The sequence below is a fragment of the Bradyrhizobium sp. LM2.9 genome, from assembly GCF_054056555.1.
In genome coordinates, this window is the sequence record NZ_JBSRYJ010000002.1 from 3,000,553 (window position 1) to 3,025,258 (window position 24,706).

Sequence of the window (24,706 nt, forward strand, 5' to 3'; positions counted from 1 at the left end):
CAACATCACAGGGAACGCAAGGCGCCATGCCCAAAGGCGCAATGCTTAAGGTATTGGCCTTCAGCCCTGTACCGCCTTGGCGAAGTTCGCGAAAAATTCGTCGCCCAGTTTCTTGGCGGCGCCGTTGATCAGGCGCTGGCCCAGCTGCGCCAACTTGCCGCCGATCTGCGCCTCGACCTCGTACGACAAAAGCGTGCCGCCGTCCTTCTCCGCAAGCTTGACCACGGCGCCGCCCTTGGCGAAGCCGGCCACCCCGCCCTCGCCTTCGCCGGAGATCTTGTAGCCGTTCGGCGGGTCGAGATCGCTCAGTGTGACCTTGCCTTTGAAGCGCGCCGACACCGGGCCGACCTTCATTTTCGCGGTCGCACGAAAGCCGCCGTCGTCGGTCTTCTCCAGCTCCTCGCAGCCGGGGATGCAGGTCTTCAGCACCTCGGGATTGTTGAGCTTCTCCCACACGGCCTCGCGCGGCGCCGCAAGCTGGACTTCGCCGTTCATCGTCATGGCCATGGGGTGCCTCCCGGGATGCGTCACTATGATGCTGCTCAAGTAACGCACGGAGGCCACAAAGGAAAGGGTGGCACCCGGCCACGTGCAATGCATATTCGCACCTGCAAAAAGCTTGCGCCCGATGGTTGGGGATTGGCAGAGCCGAAGCATGGTGATTAGGTCCCGCACAATATGAGCACATCCCTCTCCCCCCTGCTCGCGCCGATGCTGTCGAGCGCGGCCATGCGTGCAGTCTGCGACGACCGGGCGACCCTTCAGAATATGCTCGATTTCGAGGCAGCCTTGGCCCGAGCCGAAGCGGCCACGGGAGTGATTCCCGCATCCGCGGTGGGCCCGATCGAAGCCGCGTGCAAGGCTGATGCCTTTGACATGGCTGTGCTGGCCGAGGCCGCGACGCGATCCGGCAATCTCGCGATCCCTCTGGTCAGGACGCTGACCTCCAACGTCGGCAAGGCCGACGCGGAGGCCGCGCGCTACGTGCATTGGGGCGCGACCAGCCAGGACGTCATCGACAGCGCGACCATGCTCACGCTGCGCGCCGGCATCGTTGCGCTGGACGCCGACCTCAGCCGCGCCATCAAGGGCTTTGCCGCGCTGGCACGGAAGCACCGCAACACCGCGATGGTGGCGCGGACCTGGCTCCAGCACGCGCTGCCGATGCCGTTCGGGCTGAAGGCCGCCGAATACGCCGCAAGCCTTGCCCGCGCCCGCTGCCGCCTGCGGCGGCTCTCCCGCGAGGGCCTCGCGCTGCAATTCGGCGGAGCGGCCGGAACGCTCGCAGCACTCGGCGACAAAGGGCTCGTGGTGGCCGAACGGCTGGCGCAGGAGCTGAACCTGCCGCTACCGGAAGCGCCCTGGCACACCCATCGCGACCGGATCGCGGAGGCGGCATCGAGCTTTGCGATTCTCGCCGGCAGCTGCGGCAAGATCGCGCGCGATGTCTCGCTGCTGATGCAGACCGACGTTGCCGAAGCGTTCGAGCCCGCCGGGGAAGGCCGCGGCGGCTCCTCGACCATGCCGCACAAGCGCAACCCGGTCGCCGCCGCGAGCGCGCTGGGCTGCGCGACCATGGCGCCGCAGCTCGCCGCGACGATATTCGCTGCTCAAGTGCAGGACCACGAGCGGAGCGCCGGGCCCTGGCATGCGGAATGGCCGACGCTGCCGCAACTGATGCTGGTCACCTCGGGCGCGCTGGCCGCGATCGTCGACATCGCCGAAGGGCTTGATGTCGATGCGGCGCGCATGCGCAGCAATCTCGATGCCACCCACGGCCTGATCATGGCGGAAGCGGTCACCTTTGCGCTGGCCGAGACAATCGGCAAGAGCGATGCGCATCATCTCGTCGAAGCCGCGAGCAAGCGCGCGGTTGCCGAGAGGAAGCATCTGCGCGAGGTGCTGTCGGCCGATTCGCAGGTCACCGCGCATCTTTCGCCGGAAAAAATTACGGCATTGTTCGAGCCAATGGCCTATCAAGGGGCTTCCCAAACCCTGATCGACCGCTTGCTCGACAGCCTCGAGCGCGAATAGAGCAGCCCTGAGCGGAAACAAGACGGAGACGCCCGCATGCCCATGATCGATGCCGACGGTTGCCTGATCAACGTCTCCGTCGAGGGCCGCGACGGCGGGCCGACCTTGATGCTCTCCAACTCGCTCGGCTGCACGCTGCAGATGTGGGAGCCGCAGATGAAGGCGCTGACGCAGATATTCCGCGTCATCCGCTACGACCGCCGCGGCCACGGCAAGTCCAACGTTCCGGCCGGCCCGTACACGATGGAGCGCTTCGGCCGCGACGTCCTGGCGATCCTCGACGACCTCAACATCGAGAAGGTGCATTGGTGCGGCCTCTCGATGGGCGGCATGGTCGGGCAATGGCTGGGCGCCAACGCGCCGGAGCGGTTCGGCAAGCTGATCCTCGCCAACACCTCCTGCTACTACGCCGAGCCGACCAAATGGCTCGAGCGCATCGACGCCGTGAAGAAAGGCGGTATCGCGGCGGTCGCTGATGCCGTTATCGCCGGCTGGCTCACCCAGGATTTCCGCGAGCGCGCGCCTGACGTCTCCGCCAGGATGAAGTCGATGCTGCTCGCCACTCCCGTCGAAGGCTATCTCCCCTGCTGCGAGGCGCTGTCGACGCTCGACCAGCGCGCGCTGCTGCCGAAGATCAAAAGCCCGACGCTGGTGATCGCTGGCCGCCACGACATGGCGACGCCGATTTCGGCGGGTGAATTGATCCGCTCGAACATTCCCGGCGCGAGCATGACCATCATCGACGCCGCCCACATTTCCAATGTCGAGCAGCCGCACGCATTCACCGACGCGGTGGTGGGCTTTTTGACGCAACGCTAGTCACAGCCGTCATTGCGAGCGCAACGAAGCAATCCAGAATCTTTCCGCGACAGACTGGATTGCTTCGTCCCTTCGCTCCTCGCAATGACGGGAGGAGGATGAATATGGACGACCAGAAACGCCGCGATGCCGGCATGAACGTGCGCCGAAAAGTGCTGGGCAATGCCTGGGTCGACAAGTCGATCGCGGGCCGCAATGCGTTCAACACCGACTTCCAGGACATGATCACCCGCTATGCCTGGGGCGAGATCTGGACCCGGCCGCATTTCGACGAGCGCACGCGGCGGGTGCTGGTGATCGGCACCATGGTCGCGCTCGGGCAATGGGACGAATTCCGCCTGCATGTGCGCGCGGCGCTCGCCGAGGGCGGCTTCACGCCCGACGACATCAAGGAAATCCTGCTGCAGCAGGCGATCTATTGCGGTGTGCCGGCGACGAACCACGCCGTCAAGGAAGCCTCAGCGATTGTGCAGGAGCTCGGCCTGCTCAAGACCTAGCGGCGGAGTAGCCTCGATGGTCTGCGGGACCGCTGCCGGCCGCTCGATCACAATCACGATGGCGGCACCGAGCAAGAGCAGGAGCTCGGTGGCGTGCAGCCGCAGCGCGGCCATCTCGCCGACCTTCGAAGCCATGATCATGCTGGCAAACGAGATCAGGCTGCCGATCGCAAGCGCAATGCCGAGCGCCTCGTCGCTGCCGCCGTTCTTACGGATGCGGGGAACGCAGAGCAGCGCGAGGTAGATCGCAAAGAACGCCACCACGGTCGCTCGGCCCAGCGCCAGCAGCCAGGCGGCGCGCACGGTGTCCATTCCCGCCATCTGAAGATGGTCGCTGAGGAAAAGAGCCACTGCGACGCTCGGCCGCTCATAGAGACCGTGCACCGGCGCCACCATGATGTTGAAGGCAACGAGGGTCCAGGCCGGGATGAAATAGGCCGCCAGAAGTACGCCGTTGACCGAACCGATCCGCCAATTTCCGAACATGCCGCTTCCCGTTTCGCTTGGCCCGCGCCTTCGAAGGCTTTGCCGGGAGCTAACTCGCATCAGACTGTGGCGGCAATTTAAACCCTTTGTTTACCTTAACTGCCCGGCCGGGCGACGCGGCCCACGGAAAAAGCCCCGCCTCCCGGCGGGGCTTCTGCGATGGCCATTGTTCTTGGCTCTCAACTCTACTTGTTGTCCTGACCGTGCTGGCCGGACTTACCACCCTGTTGCTGGCCCGGCTTGTCACCCTGGCGCTGCGGACTCTGTTGCTGCTGGCCCGGTTTCTGGCCGCCGCCCTGCTGCTGACCGGGGTTCTGGCCCTGCTGGCCGGGATTCTGGTTCTGCTGGTTCGTCATATCGGGAAACTCCCTTGTCGGACGTCCGAGGTGAGATAACGGCCGGCCCCGATTTTGGTTGCCCCGCGGAACCCGGTTCCTCGCGCGTGTCGGAACCGGATCATGACGTCCGTAACGAAATCAGTTCTGTACAAGCCTTTATGCCGAGGCGATGGCCAGTTGCAGCCGCCAGTTCCCTCCTGTTACAAAACCAGGAGAATGCTCAGGGGTTGCCGGGGCCCGAGAACTCTTCAAAGAGCTCCCTTTGAGCCCTCGTCAGGTTTGGTAACGGCAGCCCATGGATTATTTCGCCCAGCAGCTCATCAACGGCCTCGTGCTCGGCTCCATCTACGGCCTGATCGCGATAGGCTACACGATGGTCTACGGCATCGTCGGCATGATCAACTTCGCTCATGGCGACATCTTCATGATCGGCGGGTTCATCGCCCTCATCACCTTTCTGCTCCTGATCTCGACCGGCCTGACCGCGATCCCGGTGATCCTGCTGATCGTGCTTCTGGTCTCGATGGCGATCACGGCACTTTACGGCTGGACCATCGAGCGCATCGCCTACCGACCGCTGCGCCACTCCTTCCGCCTCGCTCCGATGCTGTCGGCGATCGGCATGTCCTTCGTGCTGACCAACTATTCGCAAGTGGCGCAAGGCGCCCGCGTCAAGCCGATCCCGCCGCTCATCACCGGCGGCTATACGCTGCATGAGAGCGCGGACGGCTTCGTGATCCAGCTCTCCAACATCCAGATCATGGTTGTCGTCACCACCATCGTGCTGCTGGCGATCTTCACCTGGCTGGTCTCGCGCACCCGGCTCGGGCGCGACATGCGCGCCTGCGAGCAGGACCAGACCATGGCGGCACTGCTCGGCGTCAACGTCGACCGCACCATCTCCATGACCTTCGTGATCGGTGCTGCGCTCGCCGCGGTGGCCGGTCTGATGTACCTGCTCTATTACGGGCTGGTCGATTTCTTCATGGGCTTCGTCGCCGGCATCAAGGCGTTCACCGCTGCCGTGCTCGGCGGCATCGGCTCGCTGCCGGGCGCGATGCTCGGGGGGCTCGCGATCGGGCTGATCGAGACGTTCTGGTCGGCCTATTTCTCGGTCGAGTACAAGGACGTCGCCGCCTTCTCGATCCTGATCGTCGTGCTGATCTTCATGCCGACCGGCCTGCTCGGCCGCCCCGAAGTCGAAAAAGTCTGACGGTCGCGCGCGTGAAAACTCCCTCGATCAATACGGCCAAAGCTGCATCGGGCATCCCCGCTCTCCTGAAGACCGCCTGCTTCAACGCGTTGATCGCGCTGGTGCTGTTCTCGCTGATGATCGGCATCCGCACCGAGGCGGGTTCCGACGGCCAGCTCACCTACTGGACGCGATTCGGCGACCTCGCATCTATCGTCGCCGCCGTGTTCGGCGGCTCGATCGTGATCGAGCTGCTCAGGCAATGGATCGGCCCGACCGGCGCCGAGAAGCTGGTGCCGCCTGCGTTGCAAAGCGGCATGTCGTTCGTCGGCCGCTATCTCGCACCGGCGCTCCTGATCTTCACGCTGCTGGTGCCTGTGATCTTCTATGACCAGCGCTACATCCTCGACCTCGCAATCCTCGTGCTCACCTATGTGATGCTGGGCTGGGGACTGAACGTCGTGGTTGGCCTCGCCGGCCTGCTCGATCTCGGCTACGTCGCCTTCTATGCGGTGGGCGCCTATTCCTACGCGCTGCTCGCCACCAATTTCGGCTGGTCGTTCTGGGTCTGCCTGCCGCTTGCCGGCATCCTTGCCGCATTCTGGGGCGTGCTGCTCGGCTTCCCCGTGCTGCGCCTGCGCGGCGATTACCTCGCCATTGTGACGCTTGCCTTCGGCGAGATCATCCGCCTGGTCATCATCAACTGGCAGGACCTCACCGGGGGCCCCAACGGCGTCTCCAGCATTCCTCGCCCCTCCTTCTTCGGCATCCCGCTCGACAACAGCGACAACGGGCTCGCCGCCAAACTCGGCATCGAGTATTCGCCGACCCACCGTATCGTCTTCCTGTTCTATCTGATCCTGGCGCTTGCGCTCCTCACCAACTGGGTGACGATCCGGCTGCGCCGCCTGCCGATCGGCCGTGCCTGGGAGGCGCTTCGCGAGGACGAGGTCGCCTGCCGCGCGCTCGGCATCAACACCACGACCACCAAGCTCACGGCATTCGCGACCGGTGCGATGTTCGGCGGCTTTGCCGGCGCGTTCTTCGCGACCCGCCAGGGCTTCATCAGTCCGGAATCCTTCACTTTCCAGGAATCGGCGCTGGTCCTCGCCATCGTCGTGCTCGGCGGCATGGGCTCGCAGCTTGGCGTGGCACTCGCCGCGCTCGCCATGATCGGCGGCTTCGAACTGTTCCGCGGCCTCGAGAATTACCGCATGCTGGTATTCGGCATGGCGATGGTGCTGATCATGATCTGGCGGCCGCGCGGCCTGATCGGCCATCGCGCACCGACCGTGTATCTGACCAAGGCGCAGGCGATCTCCTCCGACCTCGTCAAGGAAGGGCACGGATGAGCGCCGACGAGATTCTCAGCGTCGACCGGCTGACCATGCGCTTCGGCGGCATCGTCGCCGTGCAGGACCTGTCGTTTGCAGCCGAGCGGAAGAAGATCACCGCGCTGATCGGGCCGAACGGCGCCGGCAAGACCACAGTCTTCAATTGCATCACCGGCTTCTACAAGCCGAGCGGCGGCGCCATTCGCCTCACCCATGGCGACGGCAAGGTGATCGCGCTGGAGCGACTGAACGATTTCCGTATCGCCAAGCAGGCCAAGGTCGCCCGCACCTTCCAGAACATCCGCCTGTTTCCCGGCATGACGGCGCTGGAAAACCTGATGGTGGGCGCAGCACAACGTACTGATGCGCGCCTCCGGCTTCACCTTCCTGGGCCTTGTCGGCGCCCCCGTCTATCGCGACGCCGAAAAGCAGGCGATCGGTCTCGCCACCGACTGGCTCAAGCGCATCAATCTGCTCGATCGCGCCGACGACGCCGCTGGCAATCTCGCCTATGGCGACCAGCGCCGGCTGGAGATCGCGCGCGCGATGTGCACCGAGCCCGCGCTTCTGTGCCTCGACGAACCCGCCGCCGGCCTCAACGCGCGCGAGAGCGCGGCCCTGAGCGAGCTGTTGCTTTCGATCCGCAACGACCTCGGCACCTCGATCCTGCTGATCGAGCACGACATGTCGGTCGTGATGGAGATCTCCGACCATATCGTGGTGATGGACCATGGCGTGAGGATCGCGGAAGGCTCCCCGCGCGAGGTTCGCGACGATCCCAAGGTCATCGCCGCCTATCTCGGCACCGATGAGGAAGAGGCCGTGGCCGTGATGGAGAGCGGGTCGTGACGCCGGCCCTCGCTCCCCTGCTCGCGATCCGCAGCCTTCGCGCCGCCTACGGCAAGATCGAGGCGCTGAAAGGCGTCGATGTCGAGATCAACGCCGGCGAGATCGTGGCGCTGATCGGCGCCAACGGAGCCGGCAAGTCGACGCTAATGATGACGATCTTCGGCAAGCCGCGCGCCCGCGCCGGCCAGATCCTGTACGAAGGCCGCGACATCACCGGCGTTCCCACCCACGAGATCGCGCATTTGCGCATCGCGCAATCGCCGGAAGGCCGCCGCATCTTCCCGCGCATGAGCGTGGCGGAAAACCTTCAGATGGGGGCCGACGCGACCGAATGTACCGACGCCGAACGCGAGGCGACGCTCCAACGCGTGTTCGCGCTGTTTCCGCGGCTGAAGGAACGCTACGCCCAGCGCGGCGGAACTCTGTCCGGCGGCGAGCAACAGATGCTGGCGATCGGCCGCGCCTTGATGAGCCGTCCTCGCCTGCTCCTGCTCGACGAGCCTTCGCTTGGGCTGGCGCCGCTGATCGCGCGCCAGATTTTCGACGCGATCCGCACTCTGAACCGGCAGGACGGCTTGACCGTGCTGATCGTCGAGCAGAACGCCAACCATGCGCTCAAGCTCGCCCATCGCGGCTATGTCATGGTGAACGGCCTGATCACGCTGGCCGGGACCGGCGCCGAGTTGCTGCAGCGCCCCGAGATTCGCGCCGCCTATCTGGAAGGCGGGCGGCACGGCTGAGGCGCCCGAGAACGAACCCTCAAGAGCCAAGCCTGCGGACCCGCGTGCGGCTGAATGTGGCGAGATATCTGCGCCAATGCCCGTATTTTGCCGGTGACTTCTCCCAAGATTCATTCAAGAATGGCGCCGGTTTGAACCGGGCATGCCCGGCAACGTCCACAGGCGACCACCCTCGAGGTATCTCATGAAATCACTGAAGCTCATCGGTCTGGCATTCGGCGCTTCGATCGCGCTGTCGAGCGCGGCGTTCGCGCAGGATGTCAACATCGCAGTCGCAGGTCCGATGACCGGCGGCGAGTCCGCCTTCGGCCGCCAGATGAAGAACGGCGCCGAGATGGCCGTGGCTGATATCAACGCCGCCGGCGGCGTCAACGGCAAGAAGCTCGCGCTCTCTGTCGAGGACGATGCCTGCGATCCCAAGCAGGCGCGCTCGGTCGCCGAGAAGATCGCCAGTGCCAAGATGCCGTTCGTCGCCGGGCACTATTGCTCGTCGTCGTCGATCCCGGCTTCGGAGGCCTATGCCGACGGCAACGTGCTCCAGATCACCCCCGCCTCCACCAATCCGAAGTTCACCGATAGCGGACTGTGGAACGTGGCGCGCGTCTGCGGCCGCGACGACCAGCAGGGCCTGGTCGCCGCCCAGTACATCGCCAAGAACTACAAGGGCAAGAACATCGCCATCCTCAACGACAAGACCACCTACGGCAAGGGTCTTGCGGATGAAACCAAGAAGGCGCTGAACAAGGCCGGCGTTACCGAGAAGATGTACGAGTCCTACAACAAGGGCGACAAGGACTTCAACGCGATCGTCTCGCGGCTGAAGCGCGACAACATCGATCTTGTCTATGTCGGCGGCTACCACCAGGAGAGCGGCCTCATCCTTCGCCAGATGCGCGACCAGGGCCTCAAGACCGTGCTGATGGCCGGCGACGCGCTCGCCGACAAGGAATACGCCTCCATCACCGGCCCGGCCGGCGAAGGCACGCTGTTCACCTTCGGCCCCGATCCGCGCAACAAGCCGACCGCGAAGAAGATCGTCGACGCCTTCAAGGCCAAGAACATCGACCCCGAGGGCTACACGCTCTACACCTATGCGGCGATGCAAGTCTGGTCGCAGGCGGCCAAGAAGGCCGGCACCACCGACGCCAAGAAGGTCATGGCGGCCATCAAGGCCGGCAAGTGGGATACCGTGATCGGGCCGATCGAGTATGACGCCAAGGGCGATATCAAGCAGCTCGACTACGTCGTCTACAAATGGGATGCCAAGGGCGGCTACGCCGCGATCAGCGGCAACGGCACCTGAGCGCACTTGCCGGGCCTGAAGGCCTCCTCCAATCATCATCGCGCCCCGGGTTACCCCGGGGCGTTGCTTCCTGCGGCAAGGTCAGACGGCTGCGGGCAGTTCGCCGTCCGCCGCCGCCTGGGCCCTCCGCAGCGCTTGCAGAAGATCGTTCGGCCGAAATGGCTTTTGCAGGCAGACCACGTTGGCGAGGTGGGGCGATTGTTCCATGAAGTCCAGCGCGGTCATCCCCGACACGGCAATGACCGGGAGGCGGGGTGCAAGCTCGCGCAGAGTCGAGATGACCTCGACGCCGCTGGTGTCGCCGAGGAAAATGTCCACGATGGCCGCGTCGAAGGAGGCCGCGCTGAACGCTTTCACTCCGGCCGCGCCGCTGTCGGCCTCGACGACCTCGTAACGGTTGACGCGCAGCACGATCGCGACCATCGCGCGGACGTCCTTCTGGTCGTCGATGATGAGAACGCGGGCCATAGGGAACAACTCCCGGATCCTGAAATCAAAATGCCTGATTCAAACCTGGAACCCATAGCAGTGGGAGGGCATTATGGCACCGTCCAGTAAAGCGCATCTTACCCGATCCCTAGCAGTCTGCTGAAAAACCCCCTCGCCAGGGAGGGGACTTGATGATTCACTTTATCATCTCGAATCGGCGGAGACGATCATGCGCGGCAGGTTTACGGATCAGGGCGGCCTGTTTTCGTACATCGCGCCGGATAAGCGCGTGCCAGCGAACCATCCGCTGCGGAAGGTCCGGGAACTTGTCCGGGATGTTTTGAGTGATTTGAACCGCAGCCTTGGAAAGCTATACGCCAGCGAGGGACGTCCTTCGATCCCTCCGGAGCAATTGCTGAGCGCCTTGCTGCTGCAGGTGTTCTACGGCATCCGCTCGGAACGCCAGCTGATGGAGCAACTGGACTACAATCTTTTGTATCGCTGGTTCGTGGGACTGTCGCCGGACGATCCGGTCTGGGACCCGACCACCTTTACCAAGAACCGGGAGCGGCTGCAGAACGGCGATGTGTTCACGAAGTTCATGACCAGGCTTCTGAACCATTCTCAGGTCAAGCCGCTATTGTCGGACGAGCATTTTTCGGTGGACGGAACGCTGATCGAAGCCTGGGCTTCGCAGAAGAGTTTTCGCCCCAAGGACGGCAGCGGCGACGATGATGACGGCGCCAACTTCCATGGCCAGAAACGCAAGAACGACACCCATGCGAGCACCAGTGACCCGGACAGCAGGCTTTATCGCAAGGCGGCCGGACGGGAGGCCAAGCTTTGCTATATGGGCCACGCCACCATGGAGAACCGGCATGGGCTGGCGGTGGCCGGCAGGGTCACGCATGCCAATGGCACCGCCGAACGCCGGGCTGCGGAGGTCATGCTGAAGGCGAGACGCAAAGCCGCAGGTCGCCGCATCACGGCTGGTGAGGACAAGGCGTACGATACGGCCGATCATGTCGCCAATCTTCGCGCCATCGGCGTGACGCCGCATGTGACACAGAACCAGGCCATCACCAAAACCGGCAAGAACCGTAACAGCGCGATCGACGAACGAACCACGCGGCATCCGGGATACGGCATGTCGCAATCACGCCGAGCGATGGTCGAGTGCATTTTCGGATGGGGCAAGCAGCATGGCACCATGCGCAAGACCAAACATCGGGGCATCGCTCGCGTCGCCGCCGACTTCCTGCTTAATCTGATCGCCTATAACCTGATCCGAATTCCCAAACTGCTCGCCGCATAGCCACCCCGCGCCGGGGCACACTCAATAACAAGCTAGAAATTACATCCAACTCTACCGCGCCGCTCCAAAAACGACCGGCGGAAATATGAAAATTCTCCATTTCAGGGTTTTTCAGCAGACTGCTAGTGCGCGTTCCCAACAAGATTAAGTAAGCTGTAACCTTCGGTTGAGTCGCGGTGGGTTTTGTCATGATGCGTGCCCAGAACGAGCTACCATGGACGGAATTTCATTGGGCCAAATGAGACTGGCGAAGATGCTCAAGACCGATTCGCGAGAGCTGGACCTGTCCGCGACGACCGAGCGAAACACATTCCTGTCGACCTTGCCGGCCACCGTGTCGGACCGCACCGCAGCATTGGCGATCGTCGGCGTCGCCTCGATCCTGTTCGCACTGGCCGTACCGTTCGCAGGTATCCCGCTGCTGCCTGTGCCAGCCTTCGTCGCGAGCTATCAATCCGCCCTCGCCGCCGCGGACATCATCACCGCGGTCCTTCTGCTGTCGCAGTTTGCGGTGCTCCGGACCCGCGCACTGCTCGTGCTAGCAACGGGCTATCTGTTCACTGCCGCGGCGGCCACATGCCATGCCCTCACCTTCCCGGGACTTTTCTCGCCGACGGGGTTGCTGCGTGCCGATCAGCAGACCGCGGTCTGGCTCTACATGATCTGGCACGGCGGCTTCCCGCTCTGCGTGCTGGCCTATGCCTGGCTGAAGGAGGCCGACGGCGGCGCCAGGATCTCAGGCTCGGCAAGCAAGGCGATCTGCGCCAGCGCGCTCGGCGTCGTTGCGGTCTCGATCGTCTTGACCTGGATCGTCACTGCCCAGCACGATCTGCTGCCGGTCCTGCTGCGCGACGGCCGTTACACGCAGCTCATGATCGGCGTGGTGTCCTTCGTTTGGTCCCTGAGCTTCGCCGCACTGGTCTCGCTGTGGTTCCGGCGTCCGCATTCGATCATCGACGTCTGGCTCATGGTCGTGATGTGCGCCTGGCTGTTCGACATCGCACTGTCGGCGATCGTCAACGTCGCGCGCTTCGATCTCGGCTTCTACGCTGGCCGCTTCTACGGCCTCTGCGCAGCTACCTTCGTGCTTGGGGTGCTTCTGATCGAAAATGTCCGCCTCCAGGCCCACACGGTGGGCCTGGTCGGCAGGCTGCGCCAGCAGTCAGCATTGGATCGCGACTACTACGGCAAGCGCCTTGCCCTGTACGGCGCGCCGTCGTCGAATCCGCCAATGACGCCATCATCACGAAGACGCTCGACGGTGTCATCACCGGCTGGAACAAGGCCGCCGAACATCTGTTCGGCTATGCCGCCACGGAGGCCATCGGCAAGCCGATCGACATCATTGTGCCGGACGACCGCAAGGCCGAGGTCAGGGGTATCCTGAACCGGGTCGGCGGCAACGAAACGATCGCCCAGCACGAGACGGTCCGCATCCGAAAGGACGGCCGTCGGCTCGACGTCGTGCTCAATATTTTTCCGCTCAAAACAGCTGGCGGAGAGATCATTGGCGCCTCCAAGATCGCCCACGACATCACGGAGGAGAAGCAGTCACGGGAGAAACTGCGCCGCGAGATCGAGGAGCGGCAGCGCATCTTCGAGACCTCGCAGGATCTCATCCTGGTCACCGACGGTTTTGGCAATTTCGTCCAGGTCAGCCCGAGCGTGAAGGATATCCTCGGATTCGGTCCGGAGGACATGGTCGGACACAGCGCAACCGAGTTCATCCATCCCGACGATCTCGACAGGACACGAAGCGAGATGCGCGCGGCGCGGCGCGGTGCCGTCAAGCGCAGCTTCGAGGCGCGCTACTACCACTACGACGGTCACGAGGTCACGCTGAATTGGATGGGCACCTGGTCCGATCCGGTCAAGCGCCATTTCTTCATCGGCCGCGACCTCACCGAGAAGCAGGCGGCCGAGGCGCAGTTCAGGCACATCCAGAAGATGGATTCCATCGGTCAATTGACCGGCGGTGTCGCGCACGACTTCAACAATGTGCTGACCGTCATCACCGGCACGATCGGCATTTTGGCGGATGCGGTCGCTGACCGTCCCGAACTCGCCGCCATCACCAAGCTGATCGACGATGCCGCCGAACGCGGCGCGCAACTGACCAAGCATCTGCTCGCCTTCGCCCGCAAGCAGCCGCTCCAGCCGCGCGAAATCGACGTCAACGCCCTGACGCTCGAGGCCGCAAAGCTCCTGCATCCCACCCTCGGCGAGCAGATCACCATCCTGCCGCAGCTCACCGAGGATGCATGGCCGGCACTGATCGACCCGGGTCAGCTTTCCACCGCGATCCTCAATCTCGCGCTGAACGCGCGCGATGCCATGCCCGACGGCGGCACGCTGGTGCTGGAGACCCGCAACATCTTCCTCGACGACGGTTATGCCAGCATGAATCCCGACGTGCTGGCCGGCAATTACGTGATGATCGCCGTCAGCGACACCGGCTCCGGAATCCCGCCGGACTTGATCGACCGGGTGTTCGATCCCTTCTTCACCACCAAGGAGGTCGGCAAGGGCACCGGCCTCGGGCTCAGCATGGTGTTCGGCTTCGTCAAGCAGTCCGGCGGCCACGTCAAGATCTACAGCGAGGAAGGCCACGGCACGAGCGTGAAGATCTACCTGCCGCGCTCGAGCGGCGTGCAGGAGACCGAGTTCGAGGCGCTCCAGAACGCGCCCATCACCGGTGGCGACGAGAAGATCTTGATCGTCGAGGACGACGCGCTGGTGCGGCAATATGTCGTGACCCAGATCAAGAGCCTCGGTTATGCCGCCCTCGAAGCCGGCAACGCGGCCGAGGCCCTCATCATCATCGACTCCGACAAGGACATCGACCTGCTGTTCACGGACGTCATCATGCCAGGCAACATGAACGGCCGCCAGCTCGCCGATGAGGCGGCTCGCCGCCGCCCCGACCTCAAGACGCTGTTCACTTCGGGCTACACCGAGAACGCCATCGTCCACCACGGCCGGCTCGATTCCGGCGTGCTGCTGCTGGCAAAGCCCTACCGCAAGTCCGAGCTCGCCAAGATGCTCAGGACCGCGCTCGCCGGTTGAGCCTGCGGCATCCCTGCGATATCGCTGAAGCGATCGCCTTTCAGCCTGCGGAGCCGTCTTGAAAAACCTTCTCACCGATATCGCCGGCGTCCGCGTCGGCCATGCCGAGGATGCGAAACTCGCCTCGGGCGCGACCGCGATCATCTTCGACCAACCGGCGGTCGCGGCGATCGACATCCGCGGCGGCGGACCGGGTACCCGCGAGGATGCCCTGCTCGATCTTGCCAGCACGCAAGAACGGGTCGATGCGATCGCGTTGTCCGGCGGCTCCGCCTTCGGGATCGAGACCGGCGGCGGCGTGCAGGCCTGGCTCGCCGAGCAGGGTCGCGGTCTCAATATCCGCGGCGCGGTGATCCCGCTCGTGCCGGGTGCGATCGTGTTCGACCTGCTCAACGGTGGCGACAAGGCCTGGGGGCGCTTCGCGCCCTATCGCGATCTCGGTTACGCCGCGGCCTTGGCCGCAAGCCACGATTTCGCGCTGGGCAGCGTCGGCGCCGGCCTGGGTGCCACCACCGCGACCTTCAAGGGCGGGCTGGGGTCAGCTTCCGCGGTCCTGGCCAACGGCATCAAGGTCGCCGCGATTATCGTCGTCAACGCGGTCGGCAGCGCCACCGTCGGCGACGGGCCGTGGTTCTGGGCAGCGCCCATTCGAGGAGAACGGCGAGTTCGGCGGGCGCGGCCTGCCGTCCGCGTTCACGCCGGACATGCTGGCGATGCGCATCAAGGGCGGGCTCGCCGCGACCGCGCGCGAAAACACCACGATCGGCCTCGTCGTCACCGACGCGACGCTGACCAAGGCACAGGCCAAGCGGCTTGCGATGATCGCGCATACCGGGTTTGCCCGCGCGATCTATCCGGTGCATGCCCCGACCGACGGCGACGTGCTGTTTGCCGCCGCGACTGGCGAGAAGCCGGTCGAGCCGTTGGTCGGCCTCACCGAACTCGGCACGGTCGCCGCCAACGTGGTCGCGCGCGCGATCGCACGTGGCATTTACAATGCGACAGCACTGCCGTTCGCAGGGGCACTACCGGCGTGGAAGGATCGCTTCGGCGCGTAAGTAGCACTCGCATCTCGCAACACGTCACACGTCATCGCCCGGCGAAGACCGGGCGATCCAGTATTCCAGAGACGATAAATGATTGAACCGAAAGGCCGCGGCGTACTGGATGCCCCGTCTCCGCGGGGCACGACGACGCAATTTGCGGAGGGAGAGCTTCTCGCTCACACGCTCATCGACATGGACGAGCCGGCAGCCGCTGAGGCGCCTTGCCCGTGCCCGCCTTGCCGCTGCATCAACTGCGCAAACAGATCATAAGCCGAATTACCGGAGGCGCTGGGGGCGCCCGGGACCGTTGTCGACATCTTGAAGCCGTCGGTATAGGTGACGATGGTGGTGGACGAGCCGTCGGCGCCGGTTGTCGTGGTCGAGGTCGAGCCGCCGCTCGACTGCGAGGAAGCATCCGAACCGGTGCCGGACGCATCGCCCGCACCTTGCGCGTGATGGTGGCCGTGATGGCCGCTCTTCAGCGCCTTCGACATCTCGTCGAGGCTGACGCTGCCGTCGAAATTCGAATCCAGCTTGGAGAACACGTCGTCGGCCTGCGCCGTGTTGGTGCCGCCGGCACCCAGCGCATTCTCGAATTCGGACTTGGTGATCTTGCCGTCGCCGTCTCCGTCGATCTGCGAAAAAAGGTCCTTCAGCGCGGCGTCACGGCTCGTCGAGGACGTCGACGTGGAGGACGTGGGGTTCGACGAGGTCGAGTTGGCTGTGCTGCTCGTACTGTCAGAGGACTGGCTCTGCGCGGCGAACAACGCGTTCATCGTCTCCGGCGAGATCTGCGGATATTTGCCCGAATTGACCGAAGAGGTCGCGCCTCTGGTCGTGCTGTTGCTGCCGCTGTCGATCGCGAACGGATTGGTCCCGCCTTTCGAAGACCCCGTCTTCTGGGTCGACGAGGACGATTTCGAATTCGTCAGCGACTGGATCGCGTCGAGCGCACTCGATGCGGCACCAAGGGCAAACAACATCGCAAAAACTCCAACCGATGCGGCATGCCGCGGCCAATGTCCTGGAGGTGACGTCAGCAAGCGCCGTGCCAACGAAAAAAGCTCAATGAAATCCGCCTTCGCCGCACTTTGCACGGCCCGGGAACACCGGCAATTCATGCCGATCGCGGCAGAAATTTCCGCCCACAGAAAGCTCGCCACCCCTGCATTGCCCGGCTGAGAGGCCCATGTTAGGCGAGTTCATCTTTCACGGCCGCCACGGGAAACCGCGCTATGACCCAAGCCTTCGCCCCCCGCCCCCTGGCAATCGCGCCCTCGATCTTGGCCTCGGATTTCTCCAAGCTTGGCGAGGAGGTGCGCGCCGTGGACGCCGCCGGCGCCGACTGGATCCATCTCGACGTGATGGACGGGCACTTCGTTCCGAACATTTCCTATGGCCCCGACATCATCAAGGCGATGCGCCCGCATACGAAGAAAATCTTCGACGCCCATCTGATGATCTCACCGTGCGACCCCTTTCTCGAGGCCTTCGCGAAAGCCGGCTGCGACCACATCACCGTGCATGCGGAGGCAGGTCCGCATCTGCACCGCTCGCTCCAGGCGATCCGCGCGCTCGGCAAGAAGGCCGGCGTTTCGCTCAATCCAGGCACGCCGATCAGCGTGCTCGAATACGTCATCGACCTCGTCGACCTTGTGCTGGTGATGTCGGTCAATCCCGGCTTCGGCGGCCAAGCCTTCATCCCCTCCGCGATCGGCAAGATCCGCGATATCCGCGCGATGACGGCAGGCCGTCCGATCGACATCGAGGTCGATGGCGGCGTCGGTCCCGACGTCGCAGGTCTCCTGGCCGCGGCTGGCGCCAACGCCTTCGTCGCCGGCACGTCCGTGTTCAGGGGCGGCACGCAGGAAGCGTACAAGACCAACATTGCCGCGATCCGCAACGCGGCCGCAGGCGCACGCGGCGAAGCGATCTGAGGCGTCACGCGCTTTCCGCGAATGAGCGGCTTCTACGGATGCTGCGACGCGCAATGCCTAAAATTGCAATCTTGATCCGTACTCCTCCGGGCTTCCCTGATTCGCGCAAATCACCGCTAGTGATTCTTGCCTGTTTTCGCGGGAGCACATCATGACGACGACCCTGGTTTGGACTGGCGTGGCGTTGTGGCTTGGTTTCAGTGCGTTTGTTGTGTTTGGGCCGTCGGCCGGACCGGTGCAGGTCCCGGCATGTTCGTTGCGTACCACCCGTCGCCATTGGATCTGACGCAAGTGCAATTCGCGCTCGTGAAGCGTCAGCCGAAGCGCAGGCGCCGCATTCCGCGGCGCCCGCACCCGGACCTCGATTATTTCTTCGGCCGGCTCGAACGCTCCGAAGGCGAGATGCGCGACGACACCGGGCCCGAAGCGGCGGACCTGGATCACCCGCTCCGGTCACCGCGCCGGCATTGAATTCTTTTCTGGACCAAGCACATGAAGCCGCACTGCCCGAACTGCCTGAAGGAAATGACCAAGGCATCCGCGTCGCGTAACCTCTTCAACTGCGAGCCCTGCCGCGAGCTCATCCAGTTCTTCGGCGGCAGCGCGGATCACGGCGAGCCCGGCCCCCAGTTCTCCTGGCCGATCCGCCGCAAGCGCTCCGCCCACGCGGCCTGAACCTTCCAGCATCCAGAGCACGGCCCTATCCGGCCTCCTCGCCCGCATCCGCAGCCAGCCGCGGCGGCCGCACCACGGTGACGGTGCAGGCCGCTTCCGAGGCCACCTTGGCCGAGACGCTGCCGAGCAGCGTGCGGCGGAACGAGCTCTGCCGCGCGCCGATGATGAGGTGGTCGACCTGGTTGACCTCGGCGAATTCCAGGAGCGCCGCAGCGGGATCGACCGCTTCCAGCACATGAACCGACAGCCGGCTCTCATCCAGCTTGAGCGGCGTCGCCCAATGCCTCAGCGCCACCAGGCGGTCAATATGCTTGTTGGAGCCCTGCTCGTCGAGCGTCCGATCGATCGCGATCCGGTTGAGCTTGAGCACGTTGACGCAAGCGAGCCGCGCCGACGGCAGCGTCGCGAGAATGCGCTCGGTGGTGACGCGCAGCGCCTCGTTCAGCTCCGGCGCGCCTTCCACCGTCTCGAGCGCAACCGCGAGGATTGGACTCGATGCGATTTGGGCTGCGACATCCGATTTCGCGTGGGGCGCCATGACACCCTGGTTGAACCGGCGGCGCCAGGCGACGCTGAGCGGATCGCGCTTCAGCCGCTCCGAACGCGCGGTGAGCTTGATCTGGTCGGGATGGGCGAGATCGAACGCGAGCTGTGACGCCGTCGGATAGCGCCACACCGGCTCGATCTCGAGGCACCTCAGCACGACCTCCTGGAGCCAGGGCGGATAGTCGGCGCGTAAGCCGCGCGGCGGGTACGGATCGCGCCACAGCCTCCTCCTCATCGCACGCAGCGTCTCGCCCTCGCCAAAGGGACGCTCGCCCGTCGTGAAGAAATAGAGCAGCACGCCGAGCGAAAACAGATCACTGCGCGGATCGTCGCGCACGCCTGACAGCCGTTCCGGCGCCATATAGGGCGCAGTGCCGTAAGGCAGGCGGAATTCCTCCTGCAGCAGATCCGGCAGATGGTTGTGGTGCGACAGGCCATAGTCGATCAGCACGGCCTCGCCGCTCTCGCGGAACATGATGCTGCTCGGCTTGATGTCGTGGTGGATCACGTTCTGCCGGTGCAAATCGGCGAGCCCCGTCGCGATCCTGGCGACGAGCCGCCGCGCCTCGTCATACGGCAGCGGCAGGTCGGGCAATCGCTTGTAGAGCGTGGTCCCGGCGATGCGCTCGATCACGACATAAGCCTGGTGGGCGAAATCGCCGGTGCCGAAACATGAAGGTACATGCGGCCCGGCCAGCCGCGGCAGGATCATCATCTCCATCTCGAAGGAGACGATCGCCGCGGGGTCCTCGCCCTCCGACACCCGCGGTATCTTCATCAGCAGCGACACGTCGATGCCGGGATGGGTGACCGTCCACAGCGTCGCCATCCCGCCGGCATGGACGCATTCGCCGATAGTGTAGCCGTCGATCTCTGCGCCTGATTTGACCAGGGGTTTCGGCATCGCCTCTAGCGCCCCTGCGACAGCCGGTCGGCAAGCCAATGCGGCAGGCCGTTCTCGCGGATCCGGTTCGCGGCCGTCTCGACATCGTAGGGCGCGCGGCAATAGGTGATCTGGCAAGAGACCGTGTCGAACAGCACGAAAGCGGCGGATGGATCGCTATCGCGTGGCTGGCCGACCGAGCCGAGCACCGCAAGCCATTGCCGCCCGCGCAGCAGCGGTATGGAGACGTCGGTCTTGGGCACCAGGCCCGTCATCTTCGCCGTCACCGACATCGAATAGATCGCCGGACGGTGGATGTGGCCGCAGAACGTGACATGGGCCGGCGTCGCGATCAGGCTCTTGGCGGCGTCCGCCGTCGATCGGACATAGTGCCAGCTTCGGGGGCTGGAGGCTTCCGAATGCACGAACAGGCGATCGCCGTCCTGCACCAGCATCGGCAATTCCGCCAGGAACCGGCGCTGCGCGGTGTCGAGCCGGCCGCGGGTCCATTCGATCGCGATCTGCGCCTCGGCATTCATCGTCTCGGCCGAGGAATTGACCGCCTGGTCATGGTTACCGCGCATGGCGACGGCGCCTTGGGCAACCAGCTCCATCGCGGTATCCACCACCCATTCCGGATCGGCGCCATAGCCGACGAAGTCGCCGAGCAGGATGAAACGCTCGGCGCCACGCGCCCGCGCGACCTTCAGGCACGCCTCGAACGCCTGCCGGTTGCCATGGATATCCGAGAAGACAGCGAGAAGCACGCACCCTCCACCCCAAATGTCTTGTCGGAAGCCGATAAGGCCAAATTGAGGGACGTCAAGATGCCTCTGCGCGGTTCGGTTTTCCAGCGGGTCCCTGCGGCGAGGGTGAAGGGCCTATTGCTCGTCCTTGGGCGGCATCCGGGGTGGCGGCACAGGGGTGAAACCGGCGCCTTGCGCGCCGGCCTGCGGAGCGCTGAACTCGCCGGTCGAGGAATCGCCGCCGCTCGTCTCCATGATGGTCTTGGGCGTCACATATTCCCGGACCATGTCGATGAGGCTGCCGTCGCCGCCGCCGAAATCGGCGGCGCGGCCGCCTTGCGGATGTCCCAGCGCGATCTCGTTCTCCGCTGCATGGGTCTTGTCGGCCAGCCTGTCGTTGTAGGGGATGCGGAAGGCTCGGGGGATGCCGCTTGGGCGATTGTCCTCATCCAGTTGCTCGACCCACAGATAGATCGAGCCGGGATCGCCCTCCAACGAATGCGGCTCGACGATGCGGGACTTCAGCAGCTTGAAGTTCCCCGGCAGCCGATCGGCGCTGGCCCAGCCGAGCAGCCCGCGCATTTCCGTGAAGCTCACGACATAGAACGCACTGGTCACGACCACCGCGACTGCCTTGAACGACCAGTGCAGCCGCGCATAGACCAGCACGATCAGCAGCAGCGCGCCGATGACGGTGTAGGCTATCGATAGCGTGAGGATGATCGTTTGCAGGCTAGTCACGGCGCACCCTCGCAGCGTTCTTGCTCACACCGGTGCTCGGGTCGAGATCGGCGCCGTTGCGCCAGCCGCTGCGAAAGGTCTCGAGCAGCGATTTCGGCCGCTGGTCCACATTGACCACCTTGCCTTCGGCATCGAGCCGGAACCGCACCGCGGTCTTCTCGTCGCCGGTGTGATCGAGCATGAACTTGTTGTCGAAGACCACCTGCGCCGTCGGATTGAGCTTCTGCACCTTCACATTGGCCTCGACCGGGACGCCGGTCGTCGCCACGAAATGCGATACGTTGACGGTGTATTCGCCGGGAACGATGCCGCGCACCGTGACGATCTCCTCGCGGATCGGCGAGGCGATCTTCTTGCCGTTGACCATGATGAAGTCGTTGGCCCCGCCGCGGTCATCGCGGTCGAGCGTCAGGAAGCCGGCCTCGCGGTGGCGATACCAGGCGATGTTGCCGGCGGGATCCTGCACGAACAGGTCGAGATCGTCGGGATGGCTGTCCGGCCAGTCCAGCGTGATCATGAACTCGGCCTTGGAGTCGATCTTGCCGTCCTTGGCATCCGGCGAGACCGCGAGCAGTGCGAGGAAGAACAGGAACGCGATCACCTGGAGCGCCTTGAACAGCATCACGCCCAGGGGATCGAACGGCTCCTCGCGCGGATAGAGACCAAAGTCATCCATCATAACGGCGTTCCAGCGCCCTTGCGCTCCAGTACTGGCGTCACATAGGTCTCGGTCAGCACCACCGCGTCCGAGAACACCTTCTGGGTCGCGGCGTCCAGCATGTAATACTGGATGCGGACCAGGATCGAGCCGACGAGGCCCGCCAGCGTCGTGTACATCGCGACCGCCATGCCGTCGCTCATCAGCCCCATCGAGGATCGCATTGCGACCTTGTCGGCGGCATCGAGCCCCGCGATCGGCGCCAGCATGATGATGAAGCCGACGATGGTGCCGAGCAGGCCGAGCTTCATCAGCGTATCCGAGACGAAGGCCCCGAAGCCGTTCGACCCGCGCAGCCGGTCGGCGAGCGTCCGCAACAATAGCGTCTGGTCGACCGGGCGGTAGTCCTGCGCCGTGGCCTTGGTCACGAGGCTCTCGATGTGGTCCCGCACCAGCCCGCGCGGCAGCGCGGTCGCGCCGGCGTCCAGCGCCTTGCCGCCCTCGGGCGCCGCGAGCACCGCGCGGCAGCGCCGGGCCGCCGCGCCCTCGCGGGCAATTGCCCGCGTGCGCAGGAAGCAGTGACCGCAGGTGAGGACATAGAGCAGCGCGATCACGCTGGAAATGTAGGTGCGGTCCGACGACAACATCAGACGGATCAGGCCGAAGCGCCACAGCAGCACGACGGCGAAGACCGAAAGCCCGGTGAAGATCATCCAGAACAGGAGCGCGCTGCGCTCGGATGGGTCGGTCGCAGTCCCCGCGATCGGTCCAATCGTCATCGAACTCATGCTGCACTGCTCCTGGCCTGCAAAGATTGGCCTACCGCGATTTCCCGCCCATTAGATCAAAGCCGCCGCGCCCGGTCCAAAGAGCCATGCCCAATCCGGCTTGGGAAATTTGCCCGAGCTGCCATCCTGCCATACCTCGCAATTGGCAAGGCGCGGCGGCGTTGTTAGGCTGACCTTACCAAACTTTGGGGTGATCGCATGCGCCTTGTGCTTGAGCTTGTCGCCCGTCTGTTTCTCATCGTCGCGCTCTGCCTTGGAGCGGCGACCGTCTGGGCGACGTTCGACGCCTATCGCAGCGTCGACCGGGCGACCGCGGCCTCGGCGCAACGGGTCGCGCAGGCGCTTCAGGCGCTGTACTGGCACGAATTCTTGTTGCGTAGCAGCAGAACACGCGAGCAGCTTCTGCCGGTTCCGGAGTGGCGCACGCTGGAGACGATGAAGCTGATCTCGCCCGGCGTCTGCGTCGAGTTCCAGCCGGTCATCGCGTTCGAAAAGCCGCTCTGCGGCCAGAGCGAGGGGCTAGGCAAGACGCCGCCGCGCTGGTTCGCATCGATCGTGCCGACCTTCCTCGGCAGCCACGCCGAAGTGATACGGCCCGTCAGTCCTCGCGCGGCGACCGCCGGAACGGTGGTCGCGACGCCGGATGCCGCGGCCTCCATCTCGCTCGCCTGGGAGTACATCCTCAACGTGATCGACGTCGCGCTTTTGATGGCGGCGGCGATCGCACTGCTGGCTTCGCTCGCGATCGCGCATGCGCTGGCGCCGGCGCGCACGATCGTGACCGCCTTGCAGCGCATGGCGCGCGGTCAGTATCGCACGAAACTGCCGCGCTTCCGCTCGATGGAGCTGGCGATGATCGGCAGCGCCGTCGGCGAGCTCGGCGGCCGGCTGGAGGAAGCGACCGAACAGCGCGCGGCGCTGACGCGGCGCCTGATCGAGATCCGCGACGATGAGCGCCGCGCGCTCGCCCGCGAACTGCACGACGAGTTCGGGCAAAATCTCTCGGCCATCCTCGCCTTCGCCAACACCATCGAGACGGCGGGCACGAAGGAAGACAAGGACAACGGCATCGCGCAGGACGCGCGGATGATCTCGCAGGCCACGCATCATCTGATGGCCTCGCTGCGGGACGCGCTGAAGCGCCTGCGCAATCCCCTTCCCGCGGAGCTTGGACTGGAGGCGAGCCTGGTGAATTTGGTGGATAGCTGGCGTTCGCAGAGCGCGGCGCGGCCGACGATCCAGCTCGATCTCAAGGGCGACCTCACCGACATCAGCGGCCCGGCCGCCACCACCGCCTATCGCGTCGCGCAGGAGTGCCTGACCAACGCATTGCGCCACGGCGCGGCACGCGAGATTTCCCTGCGCGTCGAGCGGCGCACGGGCGATGACGATGCATTGCTGATCAGTGTCGAGGACGACGGCGGCGGCGATGCGGCTCGCGTGGCGCAGTCGGCCGGCTTCGGCCTCACCGGCATCCGCGAGCGCATCGCTGCGGCTGGCGGATCATTGTCGATCCTGCCCGCCCATCGCGGCCTCAGCGTCGCCGCCACCATCCCGCTCGCCGCATGAGGCCGGCATGAACGAGATTGCGGCAACAGGAATCTCCGTGCTGCTGGTCGACGACCATCCGATCGTGCGGCAAGGCTACCGGCGCGTGCTGGAAAGCCAGGGCGATCTGCATGTCGTGGCGGAAGCCGATAACGCCGCGGATGCCTACAGCGCCTTCAAGGCGCGCGATCCTGACGTCGTCGTGCTCGATATCTCGATGCCCGGCGCGAGCGGGCTGGAGGCGATCCGCAACATCCGCGCGCGCAGCCCGCGGGCGCGCATCCTCGTTTTCACCATGCACAACGAGGCCGTGCTGGTGAAAGCCGCCTTCAGTGCCGGCGCCAGCGGCTTCGTCACCAAGAGCAGCGAGCCGTCCGCGGTCGTATCCGCGATCCGCAGCGTTGCCCGCGGCGAACGCGCCATGAGCGACGACATCGCGCACATCCTGGCCGAGGACAGCCTCTCGGCGGGCTCGGCGCTGGATCAACTGGGAGAACGCGAGATCGAGATCCTGCGCCAGTTCGCGGGCGGCGCCACCACCGAACAGATCGCGACGCATCTCAATCTCAGCGTCAAGACGGTGCAGAACTATCACTATCTGATCAAGACCAAGACCGGCGCGCGCACGGATGCGCAGCTCGTGCGGCTCGCCGCGGCTTGCGGGCTGACGAAGATCTAAGTGTTCGCCCGTCCCTGGACACAGGGCGCGCAGAGCCCTCCTCCGCACGCGGGGCCT

24 protein-coding genes and 3 pseudogenes are annotated in these 24,706 nt (G+C 64.7%); 17 read left to right on the top strand and 10 right to left on the bottom strand.

Features of this window, described 5'->3' with window-relative positions:
* Positions 1–60: 60 nt before the first annotated feature.
* The gene (locus ACVWW3_RS16200; protein ID WP_247338999.1) at positions 61–507 is read right to left on the bottom strand and encodes an SRPBCC family protein; all 447 of its coding nucleotides are present in this window, start codon (positions 505–507) and stop codon (positions 61–63) included.
* Positions 508–678: 171 nt separating this feature from the next.
* Between ACVWW3_RS16200 and ACVWW3_RS16205 the strand changes: the two genes are divergently transcribed.
* The 3 genes from ACVWW3_RS16205 (at position 679) to ACVWW3_RS16215 (ending at position 3,350) form a co-directional block, all read left to right on the top strand.
* Complete coding sequence (locus ACVWW3_RS16205; protein WP_456672018.1) at positions 679–2,034, top strand: 3-carboxy-cis,cis-muconate cycloisomerase; 1,356 nt, start codon at positions 679–681, stop codon at positions 2,032–2,034.
* Positions 2,035–2,070: 36 nt separating this feature from the next.
* Positions 2,071–2,853, top strand: a complete 783-nt coding sequence (gene pcaD, locus ACVWW3_RS16210) for a 3-oxoadipate enol-lactonase (protein ID WP_456649359.1) — start codon at positions 2,071–2,073, stop codon at positions 2,851–2,853.
* A 104-nt stretch (positions 2,854–2,957) separates the two neighbouring features.
* The gene (locus ACVWW3_RS16215) at positions 2,958–3,350 is read left to right on the top strand and encodes a carboxymuconolactone decarboxylase family protein (protein WP_247444501.1); all 393 of its coding nucleotides are present in this window, start codon (positions 2,958–2,960) and stop codon (positions 3,348–3,350) included.
* Here ACVWW3_RS16215 and ACVWW3_RS16220 read toward each other — a convergent pair.
* Positions 3,312–3,836, bottom strand: coding sequence for a hypothetical protein (locus tag ACVWW3_RS16220; RefSeq protein ID WP_247444500.1), 525 nt, complete (start codon positions 3,834–3,836; stop codon positions 3,312–3,314). The genes ACVWW3_RS16215 and ACVWW3_RS16220 overlap by 39 nt on opposite strands.
* A gap of 185 nt (positions 3,837–4,021) precedes the next feature.
* Positions 4,022–4,192, bottom strand: a complete 171-nt coding sequence (locus tag ACVWW3_RS16225; protein ID WP_247339010.1) for a hypothetical protein — start codon at positions 4,190–4,192, stop codon at positions 4,022–4,024.
* Positions 4,193–4,469: 277 nt separating this feature from the next.
* On the opposite strand from ACVWW3_RS16225, the gene ACVWW3_RS16230 reads away from it, so the two are divergent.
* The 5 genes and pseudogenes from ACVWW3_RS16230 (at position 4,470) to ACVWW3_RS16250 (ending at position 9,592) form a co-directional block, all read left to right on the top strand.
* Complete coding sequence (locus ACVWW3_RS16230; protein WP_247339012.1) at positions 4,470–5,387, top strand: ABC transporter permease subunit; 918 nt, start codon at positions 4,470–4,472, stop codon at positions 5,385–5,387.
* A gap of 11 nt (positions 5,388–5,398) precedes the next feature.
* A complete protein-coding gene (livM, locus tag ACVWW3_RS16235) occupies positions 5,399–6,718 on the top strand; it encodes a high-affinity branched-chain amino acid ABC transporter permease LivM (RefSeq protein WP_354046337.1) in 1,320 nt (439 codons plus the stop codon).
* A pseudogene (locus ACVWW3_RS16240) lies at positions 6,715–7,549 on the top strand (ABC transporter ATP-binding protein). Before livM ends, ACVWW3_RS16240 begins: the two are co-directional and overlap by 4 nt.
* Positions 7,546–8,289 carry an ABC transporter ATP-binding protein gene (locus ACVWW3_RS16245; protein WP_354046335.1) on the top strand — a complete coding sequence of 248 codons (744 nt, stop codon included), beginning with the start codon at positions 7,546–7,548 and terminating at the stop codon, positions 8,287–8,289. The pseudogene ACVWW3_RS16240 and the gene ACVWW3_RS16245 overlap by 4 nt, the downstream one beginning before the upstream one ends.
* Positions 8,290–8,473: 184 nt before the next feature.
* Positions 8,474–9,592 (top strand): branched-chain amino acid ABC transporter substrate-binding protein, encoded by a 1,119-nt coding sequence (locus ACVWW3_RS16250; protein WP_247339034.1) that lies wholly within the window; start codon positions 8,474–8,476, stop codon positions 9,590–9,592.
* Positions 9,593–9,673: 81 nt separating this feature from the next.
* Here the strand turns inward: ACVWW3_RS16250 and ACVWW3_RS16255 are convergent, their stop codons facing one another.
* Positions 9,674–10,060, bottom strand: a complete 387-nt coding sequence (locus ACVWW3_RS16255; protein WP_247339044.1) for a response regulator — start codon at positions 10,058–10,060, stop codon at positions 9,674–9,676.
* 190 nt (positions 10,061–10,250) lie between these two features.
* Between ACVWW3_RS16255 and ACVWW3_RS16260 the strand changes: the two genes are divergently transcribed.
* The 3 genes and pseudogenes from ACVWW3_RS16260 to ACVWW3_RS16270 all read left to right on the top strand — a co-directional run bounded on the left by ACVWW3_RS16260 (position 10,251) and on the right by ACVWW3_RS16270 (position 15,460).
* Positions 10,251–11,336 (top strand): IS5 family transposase, encoded by a 1,086-nt coding sequence (locus tag ACVWW3_RS16260; RefSeq protein ID WP_247772700.1) that lies wholly within the window; start codon positions 10,251–10,253, stop codon positions 11,334–11,336.
* Between the two features lie 253 nt (positions 11,337–11,589).
* Positions 11,590–14,402, top strand: a pseudogene (locus tag ACVWW3_RS16265) (PAS domain S-box protein).
* Positions 14,403–14,460: 58 nt separating this feature from the next.
* Positions 14,461–15,460: pseudogene (locus ACVWW3_RS16270) on the top strand (P1 family peptidase).
* A gap of 164 nt (positions 15,461–15,624) precedes the next feature.
* Here ACVWW3_RS16270 and ACVWW3_RS16275 read toward each other — a convergent pair.
* On the bottom strand, positions 15,625–16,389 hold the full coding sequence (locus ACVWW3_RS16275) for an EF-hand domain-containing protein (protein WP_456672410.1): 765 nt from the start codon (positions 16,387–16,389) through the stop codon (positions 15,625–15,627).
* Here ACVWW3_RS16275 and ACVWW3_RS16280 point away from each other — a divergent pair.
* From ACVWW3_RS16280 to ACVWW3_RS16295, 4 genes are all read left to right on the top strand, one after another.
* On the top strand, positions 16,286–16,630 hold the full coding sequence (locus ACVWW3_RS16280) for a hypothetical protein (protein WP_456672460.1): 345 nt from the start codon (positions 16,286–16,288) through the stop codon (positions 16,628–16,630). The genes ACVWW3_RS16275 and ACVWW3_RS16280 overlap by 104 nt on opposite strands.
* A 53-nt stretch (positions 16,631–16,683) precedes the next feature.
* A complete protein-coding gene (gene rpe, locus ACVWW3_RS16285) occupies positions 16,684–17,385 on the top strand; it encodes a ribulose-phosphate 3-epimerase (protein ID WP_456649355.1) in 702 nt (233 codons plus the stop codon).
* A gap of 249 nt (positions 17,386–17,634) precedes the next feature.
* Complete coding sequence (locus ACVWW3_RS16290) at positions 17,635–17,856, top strand: hypothetical protein (RefSeq protein ID WP_247339075.1); 222 nt, start codon at positions 17,635–17,637, stop codon at positions 17,854–17,856.
* A 21-nt stretch (positions 17,857–17,877) separates the two neighbouring features.
* Entirely contained in the window at positions 17,878–18,060 is a 183-nt protein-coding gene (locus ACVWW3_RS16295) for a hypothetical protein (RefSeq protein WP_247339077.1), read from the top strand.
* A 25-nt stretch (positions 18,061–18,085) separates the two neighbouring features.
* On the opposite strand, the gene ACVWW3_RS16300 is transcribed toward ACVWW3_RS16295, so the two are convergent.
* From ACVWW3_RS16300 to ACVWW3_RS16320, 5 genes are all read right to left on the bottom strand, one after another.
* Positions 18,086–19,510 carry a serine/threonine protein kinase gene (locus ACVWW3_RS16300; protein ID WP_456649354.1) on the bottom strand — a complete coding sequence of 475 codons (1,425 nt, stop codon included), beginning with the start codon at positions 19,508–19,510 and terminating at the stop codon, positions 18,086–18,088.
* A gap of 5 nt (positions 19,511–19,515) precedes the next feature.
* Positions 19,516–20,256 (bottom strand): metallophosphoesterase family protein, encoded by a 741-nt coding sequence (locus ACVWW3_RS16305; RefSeq protein ID WP_456649353.1) that lies wholly within the window; start codon positions 20,254–20,256, stop codon positions 19,516–19,518.
* Between the two features lie 114 nt (positions 20,257–20,370).
* A complete protein-coding gene (locus tag ACVWW3_RS16310) occupies positions 20,371–20,976 on the bottom strand; it encodes a hypothetical protein (RefSeq protein ID WP_247339080.1) in 606 nt (201 codons plus the stop codon).
* On the bottom strand, positions 20,969–21,655 hold the full coding sequence (locus ACVWW3_RS16315; protein WP_247339081.1) for a hypothetical protein: 687 nt from the start codon (positions 21,653–21,655) through the stop codon (positions 20,969–20,971). Before ACVWW3_RS16315 ends, ACVWW3_RS16310 begins: the two co-directional genes overlap by 8 nt.
* Positions 21,652–22,422 carry a MotA/TolQ/ExbB proton channel family protein gene (locus ACVWW3_RS16320; RefSeq protein ID WP_456649352.1) on the bottom strand — a complete coding sequence of 257 codons (771 nt, stop codon included), beginning with the start codon at positions 22,420–22,422 and terminating at the stop codon, positions 21,652–21,654. The genes ACVWW3_RS16315 and ACVWW3_RS16320 overlap by 4 nt, the downstream gene beginning before the upstream one ends.
* A 198-nt stretch (positions 22,423–22,620) precedes the next feature.
* On the opposite strand from ACVWW3_RS16320, the gene ACVWW3_RS16325 reads away from it, so the two are divergent.
* Together ACVWW3_RS16325 and ACVWW3_RS16330 are read left to right on the top strand one after the other, a co-directional pair.
* The gene (locus ACVWW3_RS16325; protein ID WP_456649351.1) at positions 22,621–23,991 is read left to right on the top strand and encodes a sensor histidine kinase; all 1,371 of its coding nucleotides are present in this window, start codon (positions 22,621–22,623) and stop codon (positions 23,989–23,991) included.
* 7 nt (positions 23,992–23,998) lie between these two features.
* The gene (locus ACVWW3_RS16330) at positions 23,999–24,649 is read left to right on the top strand and encodes a response regulator (RefSeq protein ID WP_247444486.1); all 651 of its coding nucleotides are present in this window, start codon (positions 23,999–24,001) and stop codon (positions 24,647–24,649) included.
* Positions 24,650–24,706 lie beyond the last annotated feature (57 nt).

Coding starts and splice junctions, on each gene's coding strand:
- ACVWW3_RS16200 (WP_247338999.1), bottom strand. CDS start 507: ATGGCCATGACGATGAACGGCGAAGTCCAGCTTGCGGCGCCGCGCGAG.
- ACVWW3_RS16205 (WP_456672018.1), top strand. CDS start 679: ATGAGCACATCCCTCTCCCCCCTGCTCGCGCCGATGCTGTCGAGCGCG.
- pcaD (WP_456649359.1), top strand. CDS start 2,071: ATGCCCATGATCGATGCCGACGGTTGCCTGATCAACGTCTCCGTCGAG.
- ACVWW3_RS16215 (WP_247444501.1), top strand. CDS start 2,958: ATGGACGACCAGAAACGCCGCGATGCCGGCATGAACGTGCGCCGAAAA.
- ACVWW3_RS16220 (WP_247444500.1), bottom strand. CDS start 3,836: ATGTTCGGAAATTGGCGGATCGGTTCGGTCAACGGCGTACTTCTGGCG.
- ACVWW3_RS16225 (WP_247339010.1), bottom strand. CDS start 4,192: ATGACGAACCAGCAGAACCAGAATCCCGGCCAGCAGGGCCAGAACCCC.
- ACVWW3_RS16230 (WP_247339012.1), top strand. CDS start 4,470: ATGGATTATTTCGCCCAGCAGCTCATCAACGGCCTCGTGCTCGGCTCC.
- ACVWW3_RS16250 (WP_247339034.1), top strand. CDS start 8,474: ATGAAATCACTGAAGCTCATCGGTCTGGCATTCGGCGCTTCGATCGCG.
- ACVWW3_RS16255 (WP_247339044.1), bottom strand. CDS start 10,060: ATGGCCCGCGTTCTCATCATCGACGACCAGAAGGACGTCCGCGCGATG.
- ACVWW3_RS16260 (WP_247772700.1), top strand. CDS start 10,251: ATGCGCGGCAGGTTTACGGATCAGGGCGGCCTGTTTTCGTACATCGCG.
- rpe (WP_456649355.1), top strand. CDS start 16,684: ATGACCCAAGCCTTCGCCCCCCGCCCCCTGGCAATCGCGCCCTCGATC.
- ACVWW3_RS16290 (WP_247339075.1), top strand. CDS start 17,635: ATGTTCGTTGCGTACCACCCGTCGCCATTGGATCTGACGCAAGTGCAA.
- ACVWW3_RS16295 (WP_247339077.1), top strand. CDS start 17,878: ATGAAGCCGCACTGCCCGAACTGCCTGAAGGAAATGACCAAGGCATCC.
- ACVWW3_RS16300 (WP_456649354.1), bottom strand. CDS start 19,510: ATGCCGAAACCCCTGGTCAAATCAGGCGCAGAGATCGACGGCTACACT.
- ACVWW3_RS16315 (WP_247339081.1), bottom strand. CDS start 21,655: ATGATGGATGACTTTGGTCTCTATCCGCGCGAGGAGCCGTTCGATCCC.
- ACVWW3_RS16320 (WP_456649352.1), bottom strand. CDS start 22,422: ATGAGTTCGATGACGATTGGACCGATCGCGGGGACTGCGACCGACCCA.
- ACVWW3_RS16325 (WP_456649351.1), top strand. CDS start 22,621: ATGCGCCTTGTGCTTGAGCTTGTCGCCCGTCTGTTTCTCATCGTCGCG.
- ACVWW3_RS16330 (WP_247444486.1), top strand. CDS start 23,999: ATGAACGAGATTGCGGCAACAGGAATCTCCGTGCTGCTGGTCGACGAC.